Genomic DNA, 19713 nt, shown 5'->3' with positions numbered 1-19713 from the left:
CATGCCGACATCACCCCGCGGCCGCGGCGTGCGCCGCCTGCTCTGGGTGCTGGCTCCGCTGGGGCTCGCGCTCGCCATGTGGCAGGCCTCCCAGCTGGCCCGCGACCAGGCCCTCGAGCAGCTGCGCCAGGACGCCGAGAACGAGCTGCGACTCTCCGCCGAGGGCCTGGTCGGCCATCTGTCGCGTCACGACTACCTGCCCGAGCTGCTCGCCTCCCGCGAGATGGTCAAGCGCTTCCTGGCCGCCCCCGACGCTCAGGACGCGATGCCGCTCAACCGACTGCTGGACCGCTTTCGCGCCACGGCCGGGGTCTCCGACATCTACCTGCTCGACCGCGAAGGCGACACCCTGGCGGCCAGCAACTGGCATCGCCCCAGGACCTTCATCGGCCAGAACTACGCCTTTCGCCGCTACTATCAGGAGGCGATCTCCGGGCGTCCCGGGCGCTTCTACGGCCTCGGCGTGCAGTCCCGTGAGCGCGGCTACTACTTCTCGGCCCCGGTGTGGCTGGAGGACACCGACCCCGACGCCACGGCCGATGGCGTCATGGTGGTGAAGGTGCTGCTCGACACCGTGGAGGCGGGCTGGGCCGAGCAGGACGCCGAGCTGCTGGTCATCGACGGCGACGACATCATCTTCATGGCCAGCCGCCCGGAGCTGCGCATGAAGGCCCTGCGGCCGCTCTCCGACGCGTCGCGCGAGGCGCTGCTGGCGACCCGCCGCTACGCCGACGAACCCCTCGCCGCCTCCGGGATCACGTTTCTCGACAGCCGCGAGGACGTCGGCCAGCGAATCGGCTTCCAGCATGGGCCGCTGGCCGACACCGAGTACCTGGGGCTGTCGCGTGCCATGCCGGCCTTCGGCTGGCGGATGCAGATCCTCACCTCGCTGGCCCCGGTGACCCGAGCCCAGTGGCTCGCCGCCCTGCTGGTCGGTGGCCTCTACGGCGTGGTGGTGCTGGCCGGCGGCATCGGCTGGCAGCGTCTGCGGCTGCGCCGCGAGCGCGAACAGTTCGCCGAGCGCGAGCGCCGCACCCTGGCCCGGGCCCGCGACGAGCTGGAGCGCAACGTCCAGCGCCGCACCCGCGACCTGGTCGAGACCAACGAGCGCCTCTCCGGCGAGATCGAGGAGCGTCGCCTGGCCGAGGAGCGCCTCCGCCAGACCCGTGACGAACTCATCCAGGCGGCCAAGCTCGCCGTGCTCGGCCAGCTCGCCGCGGGCATCAACCACGAGCTCAACCAGCCGCTGGCGGCGATCCGCGCCTACGCCGAGAACGCCAGCGCCTTCCTCGAGCGCGGTCGCACCGAGGCGACCCGCGGCAACCTGGCGCAGATCATCGAGCTCACCGATCGCATGGCGGAGATCAGCGCCCAGCTGCGCCAGTTCTCGCGCAAGAGCGGCGACCGACCCACCGGCGTGTCGGTTCCGGCCTGCTTCGACTATGCCCTGCGCCTCTTCCAGTCGCGTCTGCGCGAGAGCGGCGTCGCGGTCGAACGCGACTGGCCCGAGGCCGAGACCTGGGTGCGCGCCGACCTGGTGCGCCTGGAGCAGGTGCTGGTCAACCTGATCGGCAACGCCCTACAGGCCATGAGCCAGACGCCGGCACCTGAGCTGCGCCTGATCATCGAGCCGGGCGAAGAGAGGGTACGCATCCGCGTGGTCGACAACGGCCCCGGCATCGCCGCCGAGCACCTCGGGCAGATCTTCGAGCCCTTCTTCACCACCAAGTCGCCGGGCAACGGCCTGGGACTGGGCCTCTCGATATCGGCGCGCATCATCGACGACCTCGGCGGCGAGCTGACGGCGGACCGAGCCCCCGGCGGCGGCGCCCGCTTCACCATTACCCTGCCCCCCGCCTCCGGTACCGACACCACCGTCGAGCCGCGGACCAAGGAGCACGATACCCATGCATGACCCGGCGACCCTCCCGGTGATGATCATCGACGACGAGGCGCACCTGCGCATCACCGCCGGCCAGACCCTCGAGCTTGCCGGCTACGCCCCCCAGGCCTTCGACAGTGCCGAGGCGGCCCTGGCGGCCCTCACCCCGGACTTTCCCGGAGTGATCGTGAGCGACATCCGCATGCCCGGCATGGACGGCATGGCGCTGCTGCGTGAGGTGAGAAACCGTGATCCCGATCTGCCGGTGATCCTGATCACCGGTCACGGCGACATCTCCACCGCCGTGGAGGCGATGCGCGAGGGCGCCTGGGACTTCCTCGAGAAGCCCTTCCCCGGCGAACGGCTGGTGGAGATGGTGCGCCGCGGCGTCGACAAGCGCCGCCTGAGCCTGGAAAACCGCGCACTCAAGGCCGAGCTGGAGGCCCAGCAGTCGGCGCCGGGGCCGCGCCTGGTGGGTCGCACCGCGGCCATCCAGCGCCTCGCCTCGATGGTCCAGCGCATCAGCCAGGTCGAGACCGACGTGCTGCTGTTCGGCGAGACCGGGGCCGGCAAGGACCTGGTGGCCCGCGCCATCCACGAGCGCAGCCGCCGCAGCGGCCGCCCCTTCGTGGCCATCAACTGCGGCGCCGTGCCCGAAAGCATCATCGAGTCGGAGCTGTTCGGCCACGAGAAGGGCGCCTTCACCGGGGCCGTGGAGCGGCGCATCGGCAAGTTCGAGCACGCCGAGGGCGGCACGGTGTTCCTCGACGAGATCGAGTCGATGCCGCTGGCCCTGCAGGTCAAGCTGCTGCGCGTGCTCCAGGAGCGCTCCGTCGAGCGCCTCGGGGCCAACGTGCCGGTGCCGCTGGATATCCGCGTGATCGCCGCCACCAAGGTCGACCTCAAGGCCGCGGCCGAGGCCGGGCGCTTCCGCGAGGACCTCTACTACCGGCTCGAGGTGGTCACCCTGCCGATCCCGCCGCTGCGCGAGCGCCGCGAGGACATCCCGCTGCTGTTCCAGCATTTCGCGGTGGTGGCCGCCAACCGCAGTGGGCTCGAGGCGCCACCGGTGGATGCCGGCGGCGTCTCGGCACTGCTCGCCCACGACTGGCCGGGCAACGTGCGCGAGCTCAGGAACCTCGCCGAGCGCTACGTGCTGCTCGGCGCCACCTGCGACTATCGCCTCGACGCCCTGCTGCGGGGCGTGGGAAGCGATGCCGGCGATCTGGCGCTGCCCCGCCAGGTGGAGCTGTTCGAGAAGAGCCTGATCGATCAGGCCCTGGCCCGGCATCGCGGCCGCGTCAGTGAGGCCTGCGAGCAGCTCGGCCTGCCGCGCAAGACCCTCTACGACAAGCTCAGGAAGTACGACCTCAAGGCCGAGGACTATCGCCAGAGCGAGGCGCCCTGACGCAACAGCTCGCGCAGCGGCGCCCAGGGCGGTAGCCAGGGGGCGAGGCTCACCGCCACCATCAGCATCGCCAGGGAGTTGCCCGGCTCGCGCCAGTCGAAGGGCTTGAAGGCGGTGCCGAAGGAGCGCTTCAGGCGCGCGCCGGTGAGATCGACGCTGTAGAGCTCGTCGAGCAGCAGGTGGATGACGAAGCCGAGCGCCAGGGCGGCGCCCTGGGCCCAGGCGAGGTGGTCGGGCTGACCGAACAGCCGGTGGCTCAGCGCGGTGGTGGAGAGCCCGCACAGCGCGGCCGCCAGCAGCGAGTGCCAGAGGCCGCGATGGACGGTGAAGCGGGCGAACAGCGCCCCGGCCAGGTAGCGCACGGCGAGATAGATCGCCCCGCACACCATCAGCAGGGTGCCGATGGGCAGCCGCGCCTGCAGCAGCAGGGCGCTGACCACCACCGCGGGCACCGCCAGCAGGTGGAAGATCAGGCGGATTGCCCTGGAGCGGTCGGCATCGATGTCGGGCAGGATGCCGCCGAGGGTCACCAGCGCCAGCAGCGGCAGGCTCTCCACGGCGCCCCAGAGGCCCGCCTGCCAGCCGCCATGGGCCAGCACGGCGCCGCCGGCGGCGGCCACGCCGAGGTGAGTGCGAAAGTTGGCCATGCCGGGGCGCGCCCCTCGATTACTGGATAAATGACCAGATTATCGCGCGCCCCGACAATGGAAAACAATGGGTTAGAGAATCATTGTGCGGCGGCCAGGTACTCGTCCTTCAACTTTACATAGTTGCCGGCGGTGTAGGGGAAGAAGGCGCGCTCCTTCTCCTTGATCGGCCGCAACGCCTTGGCAGGGTTGCCGGCGTAGACGTGGCCGCTTTCCAGGTGCTTGCCGGGGGTCACCACAGCCCCGGCGGCGATGATCACCTCGTCCTCGACCACCGCGCCGTCCATGACGATGGCGCCCATGCCGACCAGGATGCGGTTGCCCAGAGTGCAGCCGTGCAGGATTGCCTTGTGGCCGATGGTCACGTCGTCGCCGATGGTCAGCGGGAAGCCGTCCGGGTTGAAGTCGCTGGCGTGGGTGATGTGCAGCACGCTGCCGTCCTGCACGCTGACTCGCGCGCCGATGCGGATGCGATGCATGTCGCCGCGGATCACCGTCATCGGCCATACCGAGCAGTCGTCGCCCAGCACCACGTCGCCCAGCACCATGCAGTCCGGGTCGATGTATACCCGCTCGCCCAGCCGGGGCTCATGGCCCTGCCAAGACCGCAGACACGTCGCCTCGCTCATCGTTCACCTCGTCTCGTTGGTTCGGGCCTGTCGCCTCAGGTGTAGCGACATCGAAGCGGGCCGATCAGATCAGCCCGGCTCCCAATACTACCAGCGTCAGCGGGATCGACACCCAGCGCAGCAGCGCGCGCCAGAAGCGAAAGCCGTTGGGGCCGGCGTCTAGCGCCCGCAGCGCCTCCTGCTCGGGCATCACCCAGGCGGCGAAGATCGCGATCAGCAGCCCGCCCAGCGGCAGGAAGATCTCCGGCGGGATGGTGCTGACCAGCTCGAAGGGGTTCATGCCGAACAGCACCCGGGTCTCGGCCAGGCTCGAGAAGGAGAGCACCGAGAGCATGCCCAGCCCCCAGACCGCGATCCCCACCGCGGCCGAGGCCTGGCCGCGCTTGAGGCCCCAGCCCTGCAGGGTGGCGACCATCGGCTCGGCGAGGTTGATCGAGGAGGTCCAGGTCGCCAGCAGCAGCAGCAGGAAGAACAGCGACAGCCACAGCGGCCCGCCGGGCAGCTCGGCGAAGGCCACCGGCAGCGTCACAAACATCAGTCCCGGTCCCTCGCCCGGATCCATGCCCTGGGCGAACACCACCGAGAAGATGGCGATGCCGGCGAGCAGCGCCACCGCCACGTCGAGCACCGCCACCGCCGCTGCGGCGCGCGGCAGGCTCTGGTGGTCCGGCATGTAAGCGCCGTAGGCCATCAGCGCGCAGGCGCCCACCGCCAGGGTGAAGAAGGCGTGGCCCATGGCCTGCAGCATCACCAGCGGCGTCACCGCCGAGACGTCGGGCAGGAACAGCCAGGAAAGCGCCGGGCCGAAGCCCTCGGTGGTGGCGGCGTAGCCCGCCAGCACCAGCAGCAGCGCGTAGAGCATCGGCATCAGCAGGTTGTTGAGCTTCTCGAGACCCTTGGTCACCCCGGCGGCGACCACCAGCATCGTCATCACCAGGAACAGGGTGTGGTTGAAGGTCAGCCGCCCGGGGTCGGCGAGGAAGGCGTCGAAACCGGCGCCGATCTCGGCCGCGCTGCGCCCGACGAAGTCGCCGTTGATGGAGGCCACCAGGAATTCGATGGACCAGCCCGACACGACCGAGTAGAAGGAGAGAATGCAGAAGACCGTGAAGGCGCCGAACAGCCCCAGCCAGCGCCAGTGACGCGACGCCCCGGCCTGACTGGCCAGGTGGGCAATCGACTGCATGGGACTGCGCCGCCCGGCTCGACCGACCATGATCTCGGCCATCATCATCGGCAGCCCCAGCAACAGCACGAAGGCCACGTAGAGCAGCAGGAAGACGGCGCCGCCGTTCTCTCCGGTGATGTAGGGGAAGCGCCAGATATTGCCCAGCCCCACCGCCGCTCCGGTCACCGCCAGGATAAAGGCGCGCCTCGTGCCCCAGCGTTCCAGCGTCTCGTTCATCGGTCACACCCTGCGAGCCTGAAAAGGGCGCAAGCCTAGCATATTGAAAGCCGGCACGACCGCCCACATCTACAACACATCCTTCATTCCCGATCCGAGGTGCGCATGCCCCGCAACCCCCTGCTCGACTCCCACGACCTGCCCCCCTTCGACGCGATCCGGCCCGAGCATGTGGTGCCGGCCATGGAGGAGCTGCTGGAGGAGAATCGCGCCGCCATCGAGGCGCTCGTGGCGAGCGCCGAGCAGGCTCCCCCTACCTGGGAGAGCCTGGCCGCGCCCCTGGAGGCCCTCAACGACCGGCTGGCTCGCGCCTGGTCGCCGGTCTCGCACCTCAACGGCACCATGAACAGCCCGGAGCTGCGCGAGGCCTACCAGGCCTGCCTGGGCAAGCTCTCCGACTACAGCACCTGGATCGGCCAGCACGAGGGGCTGTTCCGCGCCTGGCAGGCCCTGAAGGGCGGCCCGGCCTGGGCCGCGCTCGACGAGGGCCAGCGGCGCACCGTGGAGAACGCTCTGCGCGACTTCCGCCTGGCCGGCGTCGACCTCCCCGCCGAGCAGAAGCGGCGCTACGGCGAGATCAAGGCGCGCCTCTCCGAGCTCTCCAACACCTTCTCCAACCAGCTGCTGGACGCCACCCAGGCCTGGCATCTTGACCTCGCCGACGACAGCCGGCTGGCCGGGCTGCCCGAGAGCGCCATGGCGACCCTCAAGGCCAACGCCGAGGCCAAGGGTCTCGACGGCTATCGCATCACCCTGGACTTCCCGAGCTTCTTCCCCGTGATGACCTACGCCGAGGATCGCGCGCTGCGACGCGAGGTCTACACCGCCTTCGTCACCCGCGCATCAAACCAGGGCCCCCACGCCGGCGAGTACGACAACGCCCCGGTGATGGAGGAGATCCTCGCCCTGCGTCACGAGCTCGCCGAGCTGCTGGGCTTCGCCGACTACGCCGACTACTCGCTCTCCACCAAGATGGCCGAGTCTCCCGAGCAGGTGATCACCTTCCTCGAGGACCTGGCCGCGCGTGCCGTGCCCCAGGCGCGCGAGGAGTACGCCGAGCTCGCCGCCTTCGCCCGCGACGAGCTGGGCATGGAGGCGCTCGAGCCCTGGGACGTGGGCTTCGCCAGCGAGAAGCTGCGCGAGGCGCGCTACGCCATCTCCGATGAGCAGCTGCGCCCCTACTTCCCGGCGCCCCAGGTGGTCGACGGCCTGTTCCGCGTGGTCGAGCGCCTCTACGAGGTCAGCTTCGTGGAGGACGAGACGGCGCCCCGCTATCACCCCGACGTGCGCTACTTCCAGATCCTGGAGCAGGGCACGCCTATCGCGGGCTTCTACCTCGACCTCTACGCCCGCGAAGGCAAGCGCGGCGGCGCCTGGATGGACGAGTGCCGGGTGCGGCGCCTGGAGGCCGGCGAGGTCCAGCTGCCGGTGGCCTACCTGACCTGCAACTTCACGCGCCCGGTGGGCGACGCCCCGGCCCTGCTGACCCACGACGAGGTCACCACCCTCTTCCACGAGTTCGGCCACGGCCTGCACCACATGCTGACGCGGCAGACCGTCGCCGACATCTCCGGCATCAACGGCGTGGCCTGGGACGCCGTGGAGCTGCCCAGCCAGTTCATGGAGAACTTCTGCTGGGAGCGCGAGGGCCTGGACCTGATCGCCGCTCACGTGGACACCGGCGAGCCGCTGCCCGAGGCGCTCTTCGAGAAGCTGATCGCGGCCAAGAACTTCCAGTCCGCCATGGGCATGGCGCGCCAGCTGGAGTTCTCGCTGTTCGACTTCCGCCTGCACCGGGAGCATGTCGCCCCCTCGGCCGCCGAGATCCAAGCGCTGCTCGACGCGGTGCGCGACGCCGTCTCGGTGGTGCCGCGGGCCGACTTCAACCGCTTCCAGAACGGCTTCGGGCACATCTTCGCCGGCGGCTATGCGGCGGGCTACTACAGCTATAAGTGGGCCGAGGTGCTCTCGGCGGATGCCTGGAGCGCCTTCGAGGAGGCCGGCATCTTCGACCCCGAGACCGGGCGGCGCTTCCGCACCGAGATCCTCGAGCGCGGCGGCTCCCGCGACGCCGCCGAGCTGTTCCGCGCCTTCCGCGGCCGCGAACCCAGCGTCGAGCCGCTGCTGCGCCATTGCGGCATCAGGGCCGCCTGACAAAGCCACCTGCGCGACCCGGCCGCCGGGGCCTCCCGGCGGTCATCCCCGTGGAGACGATGCGAGCGTCGTCTCCCGCTCTTTACCGGCGCCATTGCCCGCGCTTTCTGCCCAAGCTGCGCCGAGGCAGAATGGCAGCGCACCCGCGCCGCCTGAACGCGCCCCCATCGACCGGAGCCCTTCATGACCGTCCAGAAACGCTTTATCGCCGGCGCCATCTGCCCGCGCTGCGCCGAGATGGATCGCATCCGCGCCTGGGAGCAGAACGGCGTGCGCTACCGCGACTGCGTCAGCTGCGACTTCTTCGAGCAGCTGCCCATCGAGGACGAATCGCTCCCCGAGCTCGAGACCCGGGTCAATCGCGAGCGCGAGGAGCAGCAGGCCTCCGACCTGCAGACCGTCAAGATCCTCGACCCCAAGGGACGCTGAGGCGCGCATGGGCCAGGGAGCGGCGGTCGCCCTGCTACCGCAGCGCCGCCTGCTCGAACTGCTCGGGTTCGGCGCCGCGGCGGCCCTACTGGTCGCGCGGCTGGACATCGCCACCCTAGCCGCCGGGCTGGGGCTCTTCCTGTGGGGCATGACTCACCTGGAGGAGGCCATCAAGCGCCTCTCCGGCGGCACTCTGGATCGCTGGCTGCACACCGCTACCCGACGCCCCTCGCGGGCCATCGCGGTCGGCGCCAACATCGGCACCACCGTGACCGCGGTGATCGGCGCCTTCGGCGCCAGCACCGCCGGCCGCCGCCTGGCCGGGGCCCATGTGATCTTCAACCTGGTCACCGCGGCCGTGGCCCTGGCCCTGCTGCTGCCGATGGCCGGGCTGGTGGACCGCATCGCCCAGCTGATCGGGCTCGCCCCCGACGCCTGGCCGCTGAAGCTGGCGCTCTTCCACACCCTCTTCAACGGCCTGGGCATCGCGCTGATGCTGCCCTTCATCCCGCGACTTTCGGCGCGCCTGGAGCGCCTCTTCCCCGAACCGGCGCGGCTCTCGCCGTCCCAGGCGCGCTACCTGGACGCCACCGCCCTGCAGCACGCGGACACGGCGCTCGCGGCCATCGAGCAGGAGTGCCGGCGACTGGAGCGGCGCACCTACCACCTGCTCGCCTCGGCGCTGCTGGTGCCGAGCGGCGAGGTGATCGGCCACCCACCCAGCCGCGCCGTGATCGCCGCGCCCATCGATCCCGAGGCCTGGCCGCCGGTGAACACGCGCTACCACGAGCGCATCAAGCCGCTGATGGCGGAGATCCTCGACTTCTACTCGCGTATCGACATGCCGCTCACCGACGCCCAGGAGGCGCGCCTCGAGGCCCTCTATGCGCGCACGCTGCGCCTGGTCGAGGCGGTGCGCTTCGGCGAGGTGCTGCAGCGCAGCCTGCTGCGCCATGCCGCGGCGGGAAGCCCCCTGCGCGAGGCCCACGACGACCTGCGCCTGGCCGTCGCCGAGGGCCTCAACCGGCTGGCCAACGAGCCCGCCGCCGATATCGGCACGCCCCTCGAGGAGGTGCGCCGCCACTGGCAGCACGAGCTGGCCGAGCGGCTGCGCCACCAGCGCCTGGATCCCTGGCTGGCCTCCTCGCTGATGAACGACCTCCACCAGGCCAGCCGCCTGACCGCGGCACTGGCCTCGCCCCCCGCCGTCGCGGCCTGAGGCCCGCCGCGCCCTGCCGTGCGGATATCCGCACACCCCGCGCCCCGCTGCGTGCGGGATCCCGGCCCCGGCACGCCTTCCTCGTTTCGACCAAGGTCGAACGACATCTCCCTAAGCGACTGAAAAAAAAGGAAGAAACCCACTCTGGCGCGGCGCTTGCTGCTTTAAGGGCGTTGATGCCACTCCGGCCTGGATCACGGCAGGTCACCCTCCCGGTGACCATACTGAGGCCGACGGCATGCAGCCCCGGACACCGTCACCCGGGCACACGACAAGACCAACGCATAACAGGAGAGACGCCATGCGCAACGCCACCTCACGGATCCTCATCGGCACGCTGACCGGCACCTTGGCCGGCACCCTGCTGGTCGCCGCCTCGGCCTCGGCCCAGGACCGCAGCGACTGGCCCGAGAGCTTCACCGTGGGCACCGCCAGCCAGGGCGGCACCTACTTCGTCTACGGCTCCGGCTGGGCCAACCTGATCGCCGACGAGCTCGGCATCTCCGGCGGCGGCGAGGTCACCGGCGGCCCGACCCAGAACATGGCGCTGGTGCACGGCGGCGACGTCGCCCTGGGCCTGACCACCATGGGACCGGCCGCCGAGGCGCTGGCCGGCGAGAGCCCGCTCGCCCCCGGCCTGTCCATGGACAACGTCTGTGCGCTCTTCCCGATGTACGAGACGCCCTTCTCGATCACGGCGCTTTCCGACAGCGGCATCACCTCGATCGAGGACATCCCGGACGGCGCGCGCATCGGCTTCGGCCCGGCGGCCTCCACCTCCGACACCTACTTCCCGGCCATGCTCGAGACCCTGGGCGTGGAGTTCGATCGCCGCAACGGCGGCTGGTCCGACCTCGGCGGCCAGCTGCAGGACGGCCTGATCGACGTCATCGCCTTCGCCGCCGGCATCCCGATCCCCGCCGTCAGCCAGCTCGAGGTGCAGACCGACGTCAATATCATCGAGTTCACCGAGGAGGAGCAGCAGACGGTGCTCGAAGCCTTCCCGGTCTCCGCGTTCCAGATCCCGGCCAGCACCTACCAGACCCTCGAGGAGGATGCCCGCGCCGTCTCCATGTGGAACTTCACCATCGCCAACTGCGACCTGCCGGAGGACTTCGTCTACGAAGTCACCAAGCTGAGCATGGAGAACAACGACCGCATGCGCGACGTCCACCGCAGCGCCGCGACCAGCATCCCGGAGAACATCGAGTACAACACCGTACTGCCCTTCCACCCGGGCGCCGTGCGCTGGTACGAGGAGAACGGTTACGAGATCCCGGAAGACCTGAAGCTCTGATCCGCTGATCCGACCGAGCGCCTCCCGTCGCGCCACGAGCGCGTGGCGGGAGGCCGCTTTCGTGCCCCTCCGACAACCCCTCAAGGGTGCCATCCATGTCCCATACCCCCGAATCCCGTGACGGCGCGCCGCATGACGACGTCGTCGAGACGGTCAACGCCGAGGGCGTCGACGACGCCGCCGTGGAGTCCAACCGACGGCTCTATACCGGCTGGCAGTGGCTGCTCTTCGGTGCCCTGGCCATCGCCTACTCCAGCTTTCACCTGATCTCGCTGAACCTCTATCCGCTGGAGACCTGGTCGTTTCGCATCGTGCACATCGCCGGCGCGCTGATCCTCGGCTACGGCCTCTACGCCGGCACGCGCTTCGCCGACGAGGAGCACCGTCGCTCCTCCGCCTGGCTCTCCTGGGCAAGCTATGCGCTGCTGATCCCGGCCGTCTATGCCCTGGTGCGGGTGGTGATGATGTACCAGGCGATGAGCGGCGGTGCCATGCGCATCGACCCGGCCATCGAGACCTGGCACTACGGCTACCCGCTGATACTGGCCACCGTGGCCGGCATCCTGCTCTCCTGGAGCTATCGCCAGTTCCGCGACCGCCTGTCGCCGGCCGACCTGGTACTGATGGTCTGTGCGCTGGCCGTGGCCGGCTACCTGCTGGTGATGTTCAACAGCCCCCTGCGCGCCGCCACCGGCACCTCCTTCGCGCCGATGGGCATCTCCTACGCCGCCATCGCCGGCTCGCTGCTGATCCTCGAGCTGACGCGCCGCGTCGCCGGCCTGGCGCTGGTGGTGATCTCGGCCATCTTCCTGGTCTACGTGTTCGCCGGCCCCTACCTGCCGGGCTTTCTCGGTTATCCGGGGCTCTCGGTGGGCCGCTTCTTCAGCCAGGTCTACACCGACGCTGGCATCCTCGGGCCGACCACCGCGGTCTCCTCGACCTACATCATCCTGTTCATCATCTTCGCCGCCTTCCTGCAGGCCTCGAAGGTCGGTGACTACTTCGTCAACTTCGCCTTCGCCGCCGCCGGCCGGGCGCGTGGCGGCCCCGCCAAGGTGTCAATCTTCGCTTCGGGCCTGATGGGCATGATCAACGGCACCAGCGCCGGCAACGTGGTCTCCACCGGCTCGCTGACCATCCCGCTGATGAAGAAGGTCGGCTACCCGGCCAGAAGCGCCGGGGCCATCGAGGCCGCCGCCTCCACCGGCGGGCAGATCATGCCGCCGATCATGGGCGCCGGCGCCTTCATCATGGCCGAGATCACCGGCATCCCCTACACCGAGATCGCCGTGGCGGCGCTGATCCCCGCCATCCTCTACTTCCTGTCGATCTACTGCATGGTCGACTTCGAGGCGGCCCGCAAGGGCATGCGCGGCATGCGCAAAGAGGAGATCCCGCTGTTCTCCAGGCTGATCAAGCAGGTCTACCTGTTCGCGCCGATCATCATCCTGATCGCCGCGCTGTTCATGGGCTACTCGGTGATCCGCGCCGGCACCCTGGCCACCGCCTCGGCGGCCGTGGTGAGCTGGTTCTCGCCCCACAAGATGGGCATCCCGGCGATACTGCGGGCACTGCAGCTGGCCGGCACCATGGCCATCCAGATCATCGCCGTGTGCGCCTGCGCCGGCCTGATCGTCGGGGTGATCTCGCTGACCGGGGTCGGCGCGCGCTTCTCCTCGCTGCTGCTGGGTCTAGCCGGCGTCAGCCAGCTGCTGGCGCTGATCTTCGCCATGTGCATCTCGATCCTGCTGGGCATGGGCATGCCGACCACGGCGGCCTACGCGGTGGCCGCCTCGGTGGTCGCCCCGGGCCTGATCAACATCGGCATCCAGCCGCTGGTGGCGCACTTCTTCGTGTTCTACTTCGCGGTGGTCTCGGCGATCACCCCGCCGGTGGCGCTGGCCTCCTACGCGGCGGCAGGCATCTCCGGCGACAACGCCATGGGCACCTCGGTGGCCTCGTTCAAGATCGGCCTGGCGGCCTTCATCGTGCCCTTCATGTTCTTCTACAGCCCGGCGATGCTGATGGAAGGGTCCTGGATGCAGATCCTGCGCGTGGGCGTGACCGCCACGCTCGGCATCGTGATGCTGGCCGCCACCGTCCAGGCCTGGTTCTTCGGGCCGGTCAAGGCCTGGCAGCGGCTGGTGATGCTGATCGGCGCCGTCTGCATGATCTACGGCGGCATCTACTCGGACGTCGCCGGGCTCGCCATCGGCGCGCTGATGTTCATCCTGCAGCGCGGCCGCCACGGCGGGGGCGACAAGGCCGTCGCCACCGGCTGATCACAGCCCGGCTGACCAAGAGAGCCCCTGCAACGCAACGGGCCCCGCCACTGGCGGGGCCCGTTGCGTTCATGACGAGGCCGGATTGGTTGGGCTGCGCTCAGCCGGTGATATTGTCGAGGATACGCAGGCAGGGAGTCGCCTGGTTGAGGGTATAGAAGTGCAGGCCCGGCGCGCCGCCGTCTAGAAGGCGCTGACAGAGCCGCGAGATCACCTCCTCGCCGAAGGCGGCGATCGCCTCGCTGTCGTCGCCATAGGCCTCAAGCTGCTTGCGGATCCAGCGCGGGATCTCGGCGCCGCAGGCGTCGGAGAAACGCGCCAGCTTGGCGTAGTTGGTGATCGGCATGATGCCCGGCACGATAGGCGCCTCGACGCCCAGGGCGCGGGCCCGCTCGACGAAGTGGAAGTAGGCCTCGGCGGTGAAGAAGTACTGGGTGATGGCGAGGTTGGCACCGGCCTGCATCTTGCGGGCGAAGTTCGCGAGGTCGCGCTCGAAGTTCGGCGCCTGGGGATGGGACTCGGGGTAGGCGGCCACGGCAATCTCGAAGTGGTCGCCGGTCTCCTCGCGGATGAACTCGACCAGCTCGTTGGCGTAACGCAGCTGGCCGACGCCGCCCCCGCCCATGCCGGAGGGCAGGTCGCCGCGCAGCGCCACCAGGCTGTCGATGCCGTCCTCCCGGTAGCGCGTCAGCAGCTCGCGCAGCTCGCCCTTGTCGCTGCCGATGCAGGAGAGGTGCGGCGCGGTGGTGAAACCCGACTCGCGCACCATGTTCACGGTGTTCAGGGTGCGGGCCTGGGTGGAGCCCCCGGCGCCGTAAGTGACCGAGAAGAAGCGCGGCGCGCGGCCGGCCAGGGCATCGCGGACGCCAACCAGCTTCTCGCGCCCGGCGTCGGTGTTGGGCGGGAAGAATTCGAAGCTGATTCCCAGCGGATGTTCCAGCGTGCTCATCGGTCGACCTCATGAAAGCGGTGCATATTGAGGCTATTCTGACCGGCGACGTATCCGTCGACTAATGAAAGATACGCGACGCAACATCAATCCTTTTCATACAGAGACGCGACGGCAACCGCCGCGAGCCAAGGAAGGACATGACCTCGATCGACCCCGGCACCCTGATGGGGCCCCTCTGGACCCTGCTCGCCTACATCGGCCTGGGCTGGCTGGCCGCCCGCCGCCTGGCGGTGGACCCGCGCCCCGTGGCCACCCTGCTGATCTACCTGGTCGCCCCGCTGACCTTCTTCCGCGGCCTGGTGCTGGGCGACCCCACGCCCGACTACCTGCTGCTGACCGCCGCACTGTTCGCGGTGTCGAGCCTGATCGCCGTGGTCGTGCACCGGCTGGCACGACACGGCTTCGCCCCCCAGGAGAGCGCCCTGCTGGCCTTCTCCTCCGGCACCGGCAACACCGGCTACTTCGGCCTGCCGGTGGCGCTGGTGCTGCTGCCGCCCCAGGGGGTGACGCTCTATCTCTTCGGCGTGCTGGGGGTGACCCTCTACGAGTTCACGGTGGGCTTCTACCTGAGCGCCCGGGGACAGTTCTCGGTGCGCCAGAGCCTGACCAAGATCGCCCGGCTGCCGCTGATCTACGCCTTCCTCGCCGCGCTGCTGGTGAGCGGGGCGGACATCACCCTGCCCGGCGCGGTGATGGAGGGCCTGGCGGCCTTCCCCGCCACCTACACCCTGCTGGGCATGATGATCATCGGCATGACGCTGGGGCGGGTAAGCATTCGCCAGCTCGACTGGCGCTTCATCGGCGCCTGCGTGGTGATCCGCTACGCCTTCTGGCCGCTGCTGGCGCTCGCCGGGGTGATGGGGCTCCAGGCGCTCGTCCCCCTTTCCAGCGAGCTGGCTCTGGCGCTGCTGCTGATCGGCGTGGTGCCCATGGCCGCCAACGTGGTGGTGGTGGCCATGGAGCTCGGCATCGCCCCGGAGAAGGGCGCCCTGGCGGTGCTGATCACGACCCTCGCCGCGCCGCTACTGATCCCGCTCTACCTGACGCTGATGATGCGAGCCGCCGGGATCTAACGAATGCAACTTGGCAATGCACAACGAGAGGCGCCGAAGAGGGGGTCCTATGCCAGGGATGGCATCGGTAGCGCCCAGGGAAGGGTTCACAGCGCCCCCTCGCCGGTCCGGCGCTCCGGGGCCTGTCGCCGGATCAGCCTCGAGTAATGTCCCATGCGTTAAACAAGGCTGTATCAGAAATCAGTAGCGGTAGGCGTCGGGCTTGTAGGGGCCGTCGACGGCCACGCCGGTGTAGTCGGACTGCTCCTCGGTGAGGCGGGTGAGCACGCCGCCGAAGCCCTCGACCATGTAGCGCGCCACCTCCTCGTCGAGGTGGCGCGGCAGCACCGAGACACCCAGGGCATCGCGGCGATCCCCCTCGGGAAGCTCGGCGAAGCGCCCGTCGTAGAGATGGATCTGCGCCAGCACCTGGTTGGCGAAGGAGCCGTCCATCACCCGTGAGGGGTGGCCGGTGGCGTTGCCCAGGTTCACCAGGCGTCCCTCGGCGAGCAGGATCAGGTAGTCGCGGCTATCGGGATCGAAGTTCCCCGGCTTGCTGTCGCGATAGATCTGGTGCACCTGGGGCTTCACCTCCTCCCAGTGCCAGTGGCGACGCATGTAGGCGGTGTCGATCTCGCTGTCGAAGTGGCCGATGTTGCAGACCACCGCCCCCCGCTTGAGGGCCTGGAGCATGGCCGCGTCGCAGGCGTGGATATTGCCGGTGGCGGTCACCACCAGGTCGATGCGCGAGAGCAGCTCGCCATCGACGCTCGCCTCGCCCCGGTTGATCCCCTCCCGGTAGGGCGAGACCACCTCGAAGCCGTCCATGCAGGCCTGCATGGCGCAGATCGGGTCGATCTCGACGATGCGCACGATCATCCCTTCCTGGCGCAGTGAGGCGGCCGAGCCCTTGCCCACGTCGCCATAGCCCACCACCAGCGCCTGCTTGCCGGCCAGCAGATGGTCGGTGGCGCGCTTGATGGCGTCGTTCAGCGAGTGGCGGCAGCCGTACTTGTTGTCGTTCTTGGACTTGGTGACGGCATCGTTGACGTTGATCGCCGGTACCCTGAGCAGACCGTCGCCCAGCATCTCCTGCAGGCGATGCACGCCGGTGGTGGTCTCCTCGGAGATGCCGTGGATGGCGTCCAGCAGCTCCGGGCGCTTCTCGTGGAGCAGCGCCGTCAGGTCGCCGCCGTCGTCGAGCACCAGGTTGGGCGTCCAGCCATCGGGGCCCTCCACGGTCTGCTCGATGCACCACCAGAACTCCTCCTCGGTCTCGCCCTTCCAGGCGAACACCGGGATGCCGGCGGCGGCGATGGCGGCGGCGGCGTGGTCCTGGGTGGAGAAGATGTTGCACGACGACCAGCGCACCGAGGCGCCCAGCGCCACCAGGGTTTCGATCAGCACCGCGGTCTGGATGGTCATGTGGATGCAGCCGGCGATGCGCGCCTCGGCCAGCGGCTGCCGGTCGCGATACTGCTCACGCAGGGTCATCAGTGCCGGCATCTCGGTCTCGGCGATGCGGATCTCGCGGCGGCCCCAGTCGGCGAGCGCAAGGTCGGCGACCTTGCAGTCGTTGGTGAGGGGAGCGGATACGGCGGGGTGGTTCATGCGTCACCTCTTTCCCGGTAAAGAGCGTGACCTTCACTATAGGCAGTGAGCGGAATCCCGGACAACCAACGCAGGGCCTCCTCCTGGCGCCCCTGAAAGGGACCCGGCTAGAAACCGTCCCACCCTAGAAACCATCAGTGCCGGCCTCGCCCAGCCGTCGTGCCAGCGCCCGCACCTCGGGATGGGCGAAGAAGTCGACCAGCGCCGCGGCGCGATCGGGTCCCACGCCGGGTAGCGCTCGCCAGTCGCGGCGGCTTCGCTCGGAAAGCGTCGTCCAGTCCGCCGGCAGGGCGGCTTCGACGCCGGGCGGCGCGCCCAGCGCCTCGAGCCAGCGGGAAAACGGCGACGCATGCGTGCCCGTGAAGGCCGCCACCAGGGCCGCGGCTCGCTTCTCGCCGATGCCGTGGGCGCGACGCAGCGCCGGAGCGCCCAGGGCCCGCCAGTCCAGCAGGTCGCCGATCAGCCCCGCGTCGACCAGGGCGGCCCAGGTGCCGGGCCCAACGCCCGGCAGGTCGAGCCCCTCGGGACCGCCCAGCCAGGCGAGGCGCTCGAGGAACTGCGCCTCGCAGCCCGGCGTGAGCCGCAGGCAGCTCAGCGCATGATAGTCCGCCGCCGCGGGCGGGGAGAGGGCCGGGCGCGTGGCGGCGCGCCACACCACGCCGTCGAGTCGGGGGATGGTCAGGCCGGCCAGGACGATGGCCACCCGATCCCCGGGGCGGATGTCGAGCTCGCGCCAGCGATCCAGCGAGCCGGCGCTGACCCGGCGGATCACCCGGCCGTCCAGGGCGACGGGCATCAGGTGCAATAGCGGCGTGATTCTTCCGGTGCGCCCGATGCGAAACTCCACGCCGCGCACCTCGGCCAGGGCCTCCCGCGGCGGATGCTTCCAGGCCGCGGCCCAGTCCGGCGGCTCGGCCTGCCAGCCCTCTCCCGCCGGGCGACGCCCCTGGCGCAGCACCACGCCGTCGGTGGCGAAGGGCAGCGGGCCGCGATACCAGCGCTCGCGAAAGCGTTCGACTTTCTCAAGCGTCGCGACGGGGTGCGTCAGCGCGGCGCTCTCGGCAAACCCCAGACGCGCGAGCCCCGCGAGGCGCTCGCGCATGGCGGGCGGGCCATCCGGCCAGTCCCAGACGAAGAGCCCGACGCGCGCCGCCGCCTCACTGGACAACACCTCGCGGGCCAGCCACCCGGCCACCTCGCTGCGCGCCCCGACGCCGCCGGACTCGGCCTGGACATGATCCTCGAGGCGCCGATAGAGCTCGCCCTGCAGCAGCGCATCGACCGCCTCCGGCAGCCGCGCGGGCACGGCGGGAAGGCGCCGTGCCGCCGCCGTCCAGTCCTGGCCGTGGCGACCATCGCCGCGGCTGATCGCCCGAACCAGCCGGCCATCGCGATAGACCAGCGTCACCGCCACGCCGTCCACCTTGGGCTGCAGCCAGACGTCATTGCGGCGCGCCAGCCAGCGGCGCACCGTGGCCGCATCCTCGAGCTTGGCGAGCCCGGTCTGGTAGATCGGATGGCTCGCCTCGCCCTCGAGATGGTTCGGCATTGAGGCCTCGGGGGCCCGCGCGGGAAAGCAGCGTCGCCAGGCCTCGAACTGCCGGCGGGCCTGATCGTAGAGGGCATCGCTGACCGGGGACTCGCCGCGGCGGTAGTAGGCGTCGTCCCACTCGGCCAGCCGCCGGGCCAGGGCATTGAGCTCGGATTCGGACGGCGCCTCGGCCCCGCCCGGGCAAGTCGCGGCCCGCGCCGGAAGGCTCGTCAGAAGGAGGGGAAGGGCCAGGGAAAGGGCCAGGGAGAAAACCAGCAGACCGGCCGATACTCGGGAGGCCATGGCGGCTCCTGCTAATGGACTGACTTGACCATAGCACTCGAAACAGCACTCGAAACGCAACGGGCCCCGCCGGCAGCGCCAACGGGGCCCGTCATCGCCTCAGGCGATCGCCTAGAGGCCGGCGGCCTGACGCAGGGCGGCGGCCCGGTCGGTCTTCTCCCAGGGGAAGGCCGTGAAGGTCTCGGTGTGCTCCTCACCCTGGGTATCGGTCCAGGTATAGCTCGATTCGAAGGGCTCGCGACCGAAGTGGCCGTAGGCCGCGGTCAGCTGATACATGGGGTGCAGCAGATCGAGCATGCGGGTGATGGCGTTGGGGCGCAGATCGAAGTGCTGGCGCACCAGCTCGATGATCCGGGCGTCCTCCACCCTGCCGGTGCCGAAGGTGTTGATCGAGACCGAGGTGGGCTCGGCCACGCCGATGGCGTAGGAGACCTGGATCTCGCACTTGTCGGCGAGCCCGGCGGCAACCAGGTTCTTGGCCACGTAGCGGCCCGCATAGGCGGCGCTGCGATCGACCTTGGACGGGTCCTTGCCGGAGAAGGCGCCGCCGCCGTGGCGGGCAGTGCCGCCATAGGTATCGACGATGATCTTGCGCCCGGTCAGGCCGCAGTCGCCCACCGGACCGCCGATCACGAACTTGCCGGTGGGGTTGATGTGGTACTGGGTGGTCGCGGTCAGCCACTCGGCGGGGATCACCTGCTCGATGATCTCGCGGCGCACCATCTTGCGCAGCTCCTCCTGGTCGATCTCCGGGTCGTGCTGGGTGGAGAGCACCACGGCATCCACGGCGCAGGGCTTGCCCGCCTCGTCGTAGCGGAAGGTCAGCTGGCTCTTGGCGTCGGGACGCAGCCAGGGCAGCAGGCCGTGCTTGCGCAGCTCGGCCTGGCGCTCCACCAGCCGGTGCGCGTAGTG

The 19713-nt window shown here is 69.8% G+C and carries 15 protein-coding genes; 8 read left to right on the top strand and 7 right to left on the bottom strand.

Features of this window, described 5'->3' with window-relative positions; all coding sequences use genetic code 11:
- Position 1: 1 nt before the first annotated feature.
- Entirely contained in the window at positions 2-1915 is a 1914-nt protein-coding gene (locus tag BM388_RS15375) for a sensor histidine kinase (protein ID WP_089851753.1), read from the top strand.
- Positions 1908-3290, top strand: a complete 1383-nt coding sequence (locus BM388_RS15370; protein WP_089851751.1) for a sigma-54-dependent transcriptional regulator — start codon at positions 1908-1910, stop codon at positions 3288-3290. Before BM388_RS15375 ends, BM388_RS15370 begins: the two co-directional genes overlap by 8 nt.
- Here BM388_RS15370 and BM388_RS15365 read toward each other — a convergent pair.
- From BM388_RS15365 to BM388_RS15355, 3 genes are all read right to left on the bottom strand, one after another.
- Positions 3266-3937 (bottom strand): metal-dependent hydrolase, encoded by a 672-nt coding sequence (locus tag BM388_RS15365; RefSeq protein ID WP_089851749.1) that lies wholly within the window; start codon positions 3935-3937, stop codon positions 3266-3268. The genes BM388_RS15370 and BM388_RS15365 overlap by 25 nt on opposite strands.
- An 80-nt stretch (positions 3938-4017) precedes the next feature.
- Positions 4018-4566 carry a gamma carbonic anhydrase family protein gene (locus tag BM388_RS15360; protein WP_089851747.1) on the bottom strand — a complete coding sequence of 183 codons (549 nt, stop codon included), beginning with the start codon at positions 4564-4566 and terminating at the stop codon, positions 4018-4020.
- A gap of 64 nt (positions 4567-4630) precedes the next feature.
- The gene (locus tag BM388_RS15355; RefSeq protein ID WP_089851745.1) at positions 4631-5971 is read right to left on the bottom strand and encodes a sodium-dependent transporter; all 1341 of its coding nucleotides are present in this window, start codon (positions 5969-5971) and stop codon (positions 4631-4633) included.
- A 105-nt stretch (positions 5972-6076) separates the two neighbouring features.
- Here BM388_RS15355 and prlC point away from each other — a divergent pair, with 105 nt between their 5' ends.
- From prlC to BM388_RS15330, 5 genes are all read left to right on the top strand, one after another.
- Positions 6077-8125, top strand: a complete 2049-nt coding sequence (prlC, locus tag BM388_RS15350; RefSeq protein ID WP_089851743.1) for an oligopeptidase A — start codon at positions 6077-6079, stop codon at positions 8123-8125.
- 183 nt (positions 8126-8308) lie between these two features.
- On the top strand, positions 8309-8554 hold the full coding sequence (locus BM388_RS15345; protein ID WP_089851741.1) for a YheV family putative zinc ribbon protein: 246 nt from the start codon (positions 8309-8311) through the stop codon (positions 8552-8554).
- A 7-nt stretch (positions 8555-8561) separates the two neighbouring features.
- Entirely contained in the window at positions 8562-9773 is a 1212-nt protein-coding gene (locus tag BM388_RS15340; RefSeq protein WP_089851739.1) for a hypothetical protein, read from the top strand.
- Positions 9774-10074: 301 nt separating this feature from the next.
- A complete protein-coding gene (locus BM388_RS15335; protein WP_089851737.1) occupies positions 10075-11070 on the top strand; it encodes a TAXI family TRAP transporter solute-binding subunit in 996 nt (331 codons plus the stop codon).
- A gap of 95 nt (positions 11071-11165) precedes the next feature.
- Positions 11166-13352, top strand: a complete 2187-nt coding sequence (locus BM388_RS15330) for a TRAP transporter permease (RefSeq protein WP_089851735.1) — start codon at positions 11166-11168, stop codon at positions 13350-13352.
- 100 nt (positions 13353-13452) lie between these two features.
- Here the strand turns inward: BM388_RS15330 and metF are convergent, their stop codons facing one another.
- Complete coding sequence (gene metF, locus BM388_RS15325; protein ID WP_089851733.1) at positions 13453-14301, bottom strand: methylenetetrahydrofolate reductase [NAD(P)H]; 849 nt, start codon at positions 14299-14301, stop codon at positions 13453-13455.
- 140 nt (positions 14302-14441) lie between these two features.
- On the opposite strand from metF, the gene BM388_RS15320 reads away from it, so the two are divergent.
- Positions 14442-15377: an AEC family transporter gene (locus tag BM388_RS15320; RefSeq protein ID WP_089851731.1), complete on the top strand. Its 936-nt coding sequence runs from the start codon at positions 14442-14444 to the stop codon at positions 15375-15377.
- Between the two features lie 180 nt (positions 15378-15557).
- Here the strand turns inward: BM388_RS15320 and ahcY are convergent, their stop codons facing one another.
- The 3 genes from ahcY to metK all read right to left on the bottom strand — a co-directional run.
- Positions 15558-16967 carry an adenosylhomocysteinase gene (gene ahcY / locus BM388_RS15315; protein ID WP_089851728.1) on the bottom strand — a complete coding sequence of 470 codons (1410 nt, stop codon included), beginning with the start codon at positions 16965-16967 and terminating at the stop codon, positions 15558-15560.
- 124 nt (positions 16968-17091) lie between these two features.
- On the bottom strand, positions 17092-18801 hold the full coding sequence (gene ligB / locus BM388_RS15310) for an NAD-dependent DNA ligase LigB (protein WP_089851726.1): 1710 nt from the start codon (positions 18799-18801) through the stop codon (positions 17092-17094).
- 111 nt (positions 18802-18912) lie between these two features.
- The coding region (gene metK, locus BM388_RS15305) for a methionine adenosyltransferase (RefSeq protein WP_089851724.1) at positions 18913-19713 on the bottom strand (801 nt) is incomplete at its 5' end.

It is taken from the genome of Halomonas saccharevitans (genome assembly GCF_900116405.1).
Lineage (GTDB): Bacteria > Pseudomonadota > Gammaproteobacteria > Pseudomonadales > Halomonadaceae > Halomonas > Halomonas saccharevitans.
This window is presented reverse-complemented; position numbering and strand designations above follow the sequence as displayed.

Excerpts from the sequence above, each read along its gene's own strand:
- BM388_RS15345 (WP_089851741.1), top strand. The coding sequence starts at position 8,309 with ATGACCGTCCAGAAACGCTTTATCGCCGGCGCCATCTGCCCGCGCTGC.
- BM388_RS15355 (WP_089851745.1), bottom strand. The coding sequence starts at position 5,971 with ATGAACGAGACGCTGGAACGCTGGGGCACGAGGCGCGCCTTTATCCTG.
- BM388_RS15375 (WP_089851753.1), top strand. The coding sequence starts at position 2 with ATGCCGACATCACCCCGCGGCCGCGGCGTGCGCCGCCTGCTCTGGGTG.
- prlC (WP_089851743.1), top strand. The coding sequence starts at position 6,077 with ATGCCCCGCAACCCCCTGCTCGACTCCCACGACCTGCCCCCCTTCGAC.
- BM388_RS15335 (WP_089851737.1), top strand. The coding sequence starts at position 10,075 with ATGCGCAACGCCACCTCACGGATCCTCATCGGCACGCTGACCGGCACC.
- metF (WP_089851733.1), bottom strand. The coding sequence starts at position 14,301 with ATGAGCACGCTGGAACATCCGCTGGGAATCAGCTTCGAATTCTTCCCG.
- ahcY (WP_089851728.1), bottom strand. The coding sequence starts at position 16,967 with ATGAACCACCCCGCCGTATCCGCTCCCCTCACCAACGACTGCAAGGTC.
- BM388_RS15360 (WP_089851747.1), bottom strand. The coding sequence starts at position 4,566 with ATGAGCGAGGCGACGTGTCTGCGGTCTTGGCAGGGCCATGAGCCCCGG.
- BM388_RS15365 (WP_089851749.1), bottom strand. The coding sequence starts at position 3,937 with ATGGCCAACTTTCGCACTCACCTCGGCGTGGCCGCCGCCGGCGGCGCC.
- BM388_RS15320 (WP_089851731.1), top strand. The coding sequence starts at position 14,442 with ATGACCTCGATCGACCCCGGCACCCTGATGGGGCCCCTCTGGACCCTG.
- ligB (WP_089851726.1), bottom strand. The coding sequence starts at position 18,801 with ATGGCCTCCCGAGTATCGGCCGGTCTGCTGGTTTTCTCCCTGGCCCTT.
- BM388_RS15370 (WP_089851751.1), top strand. The coding sequence starts at position 1,908 with ATGCATGACCCGGCGACCCTCCCGGTGATGATCATCGACGACGAGGCG.
- BM388_RS15330 (WP_089851735.1), top strand. The coding sequence starts at position 11,166 with ATGTCCCATACCCCCGAATCCCGTGACGGCGCGCCGCATGACGACGTC.
- BM388_RS15340 (WP_089851739.1), top strand. The coding sequence starts at position 8,562 with ATGGGCCAGGGAGCGGCGGTCGCCCTGCTACCGCAGCGCCGCCTGCTC.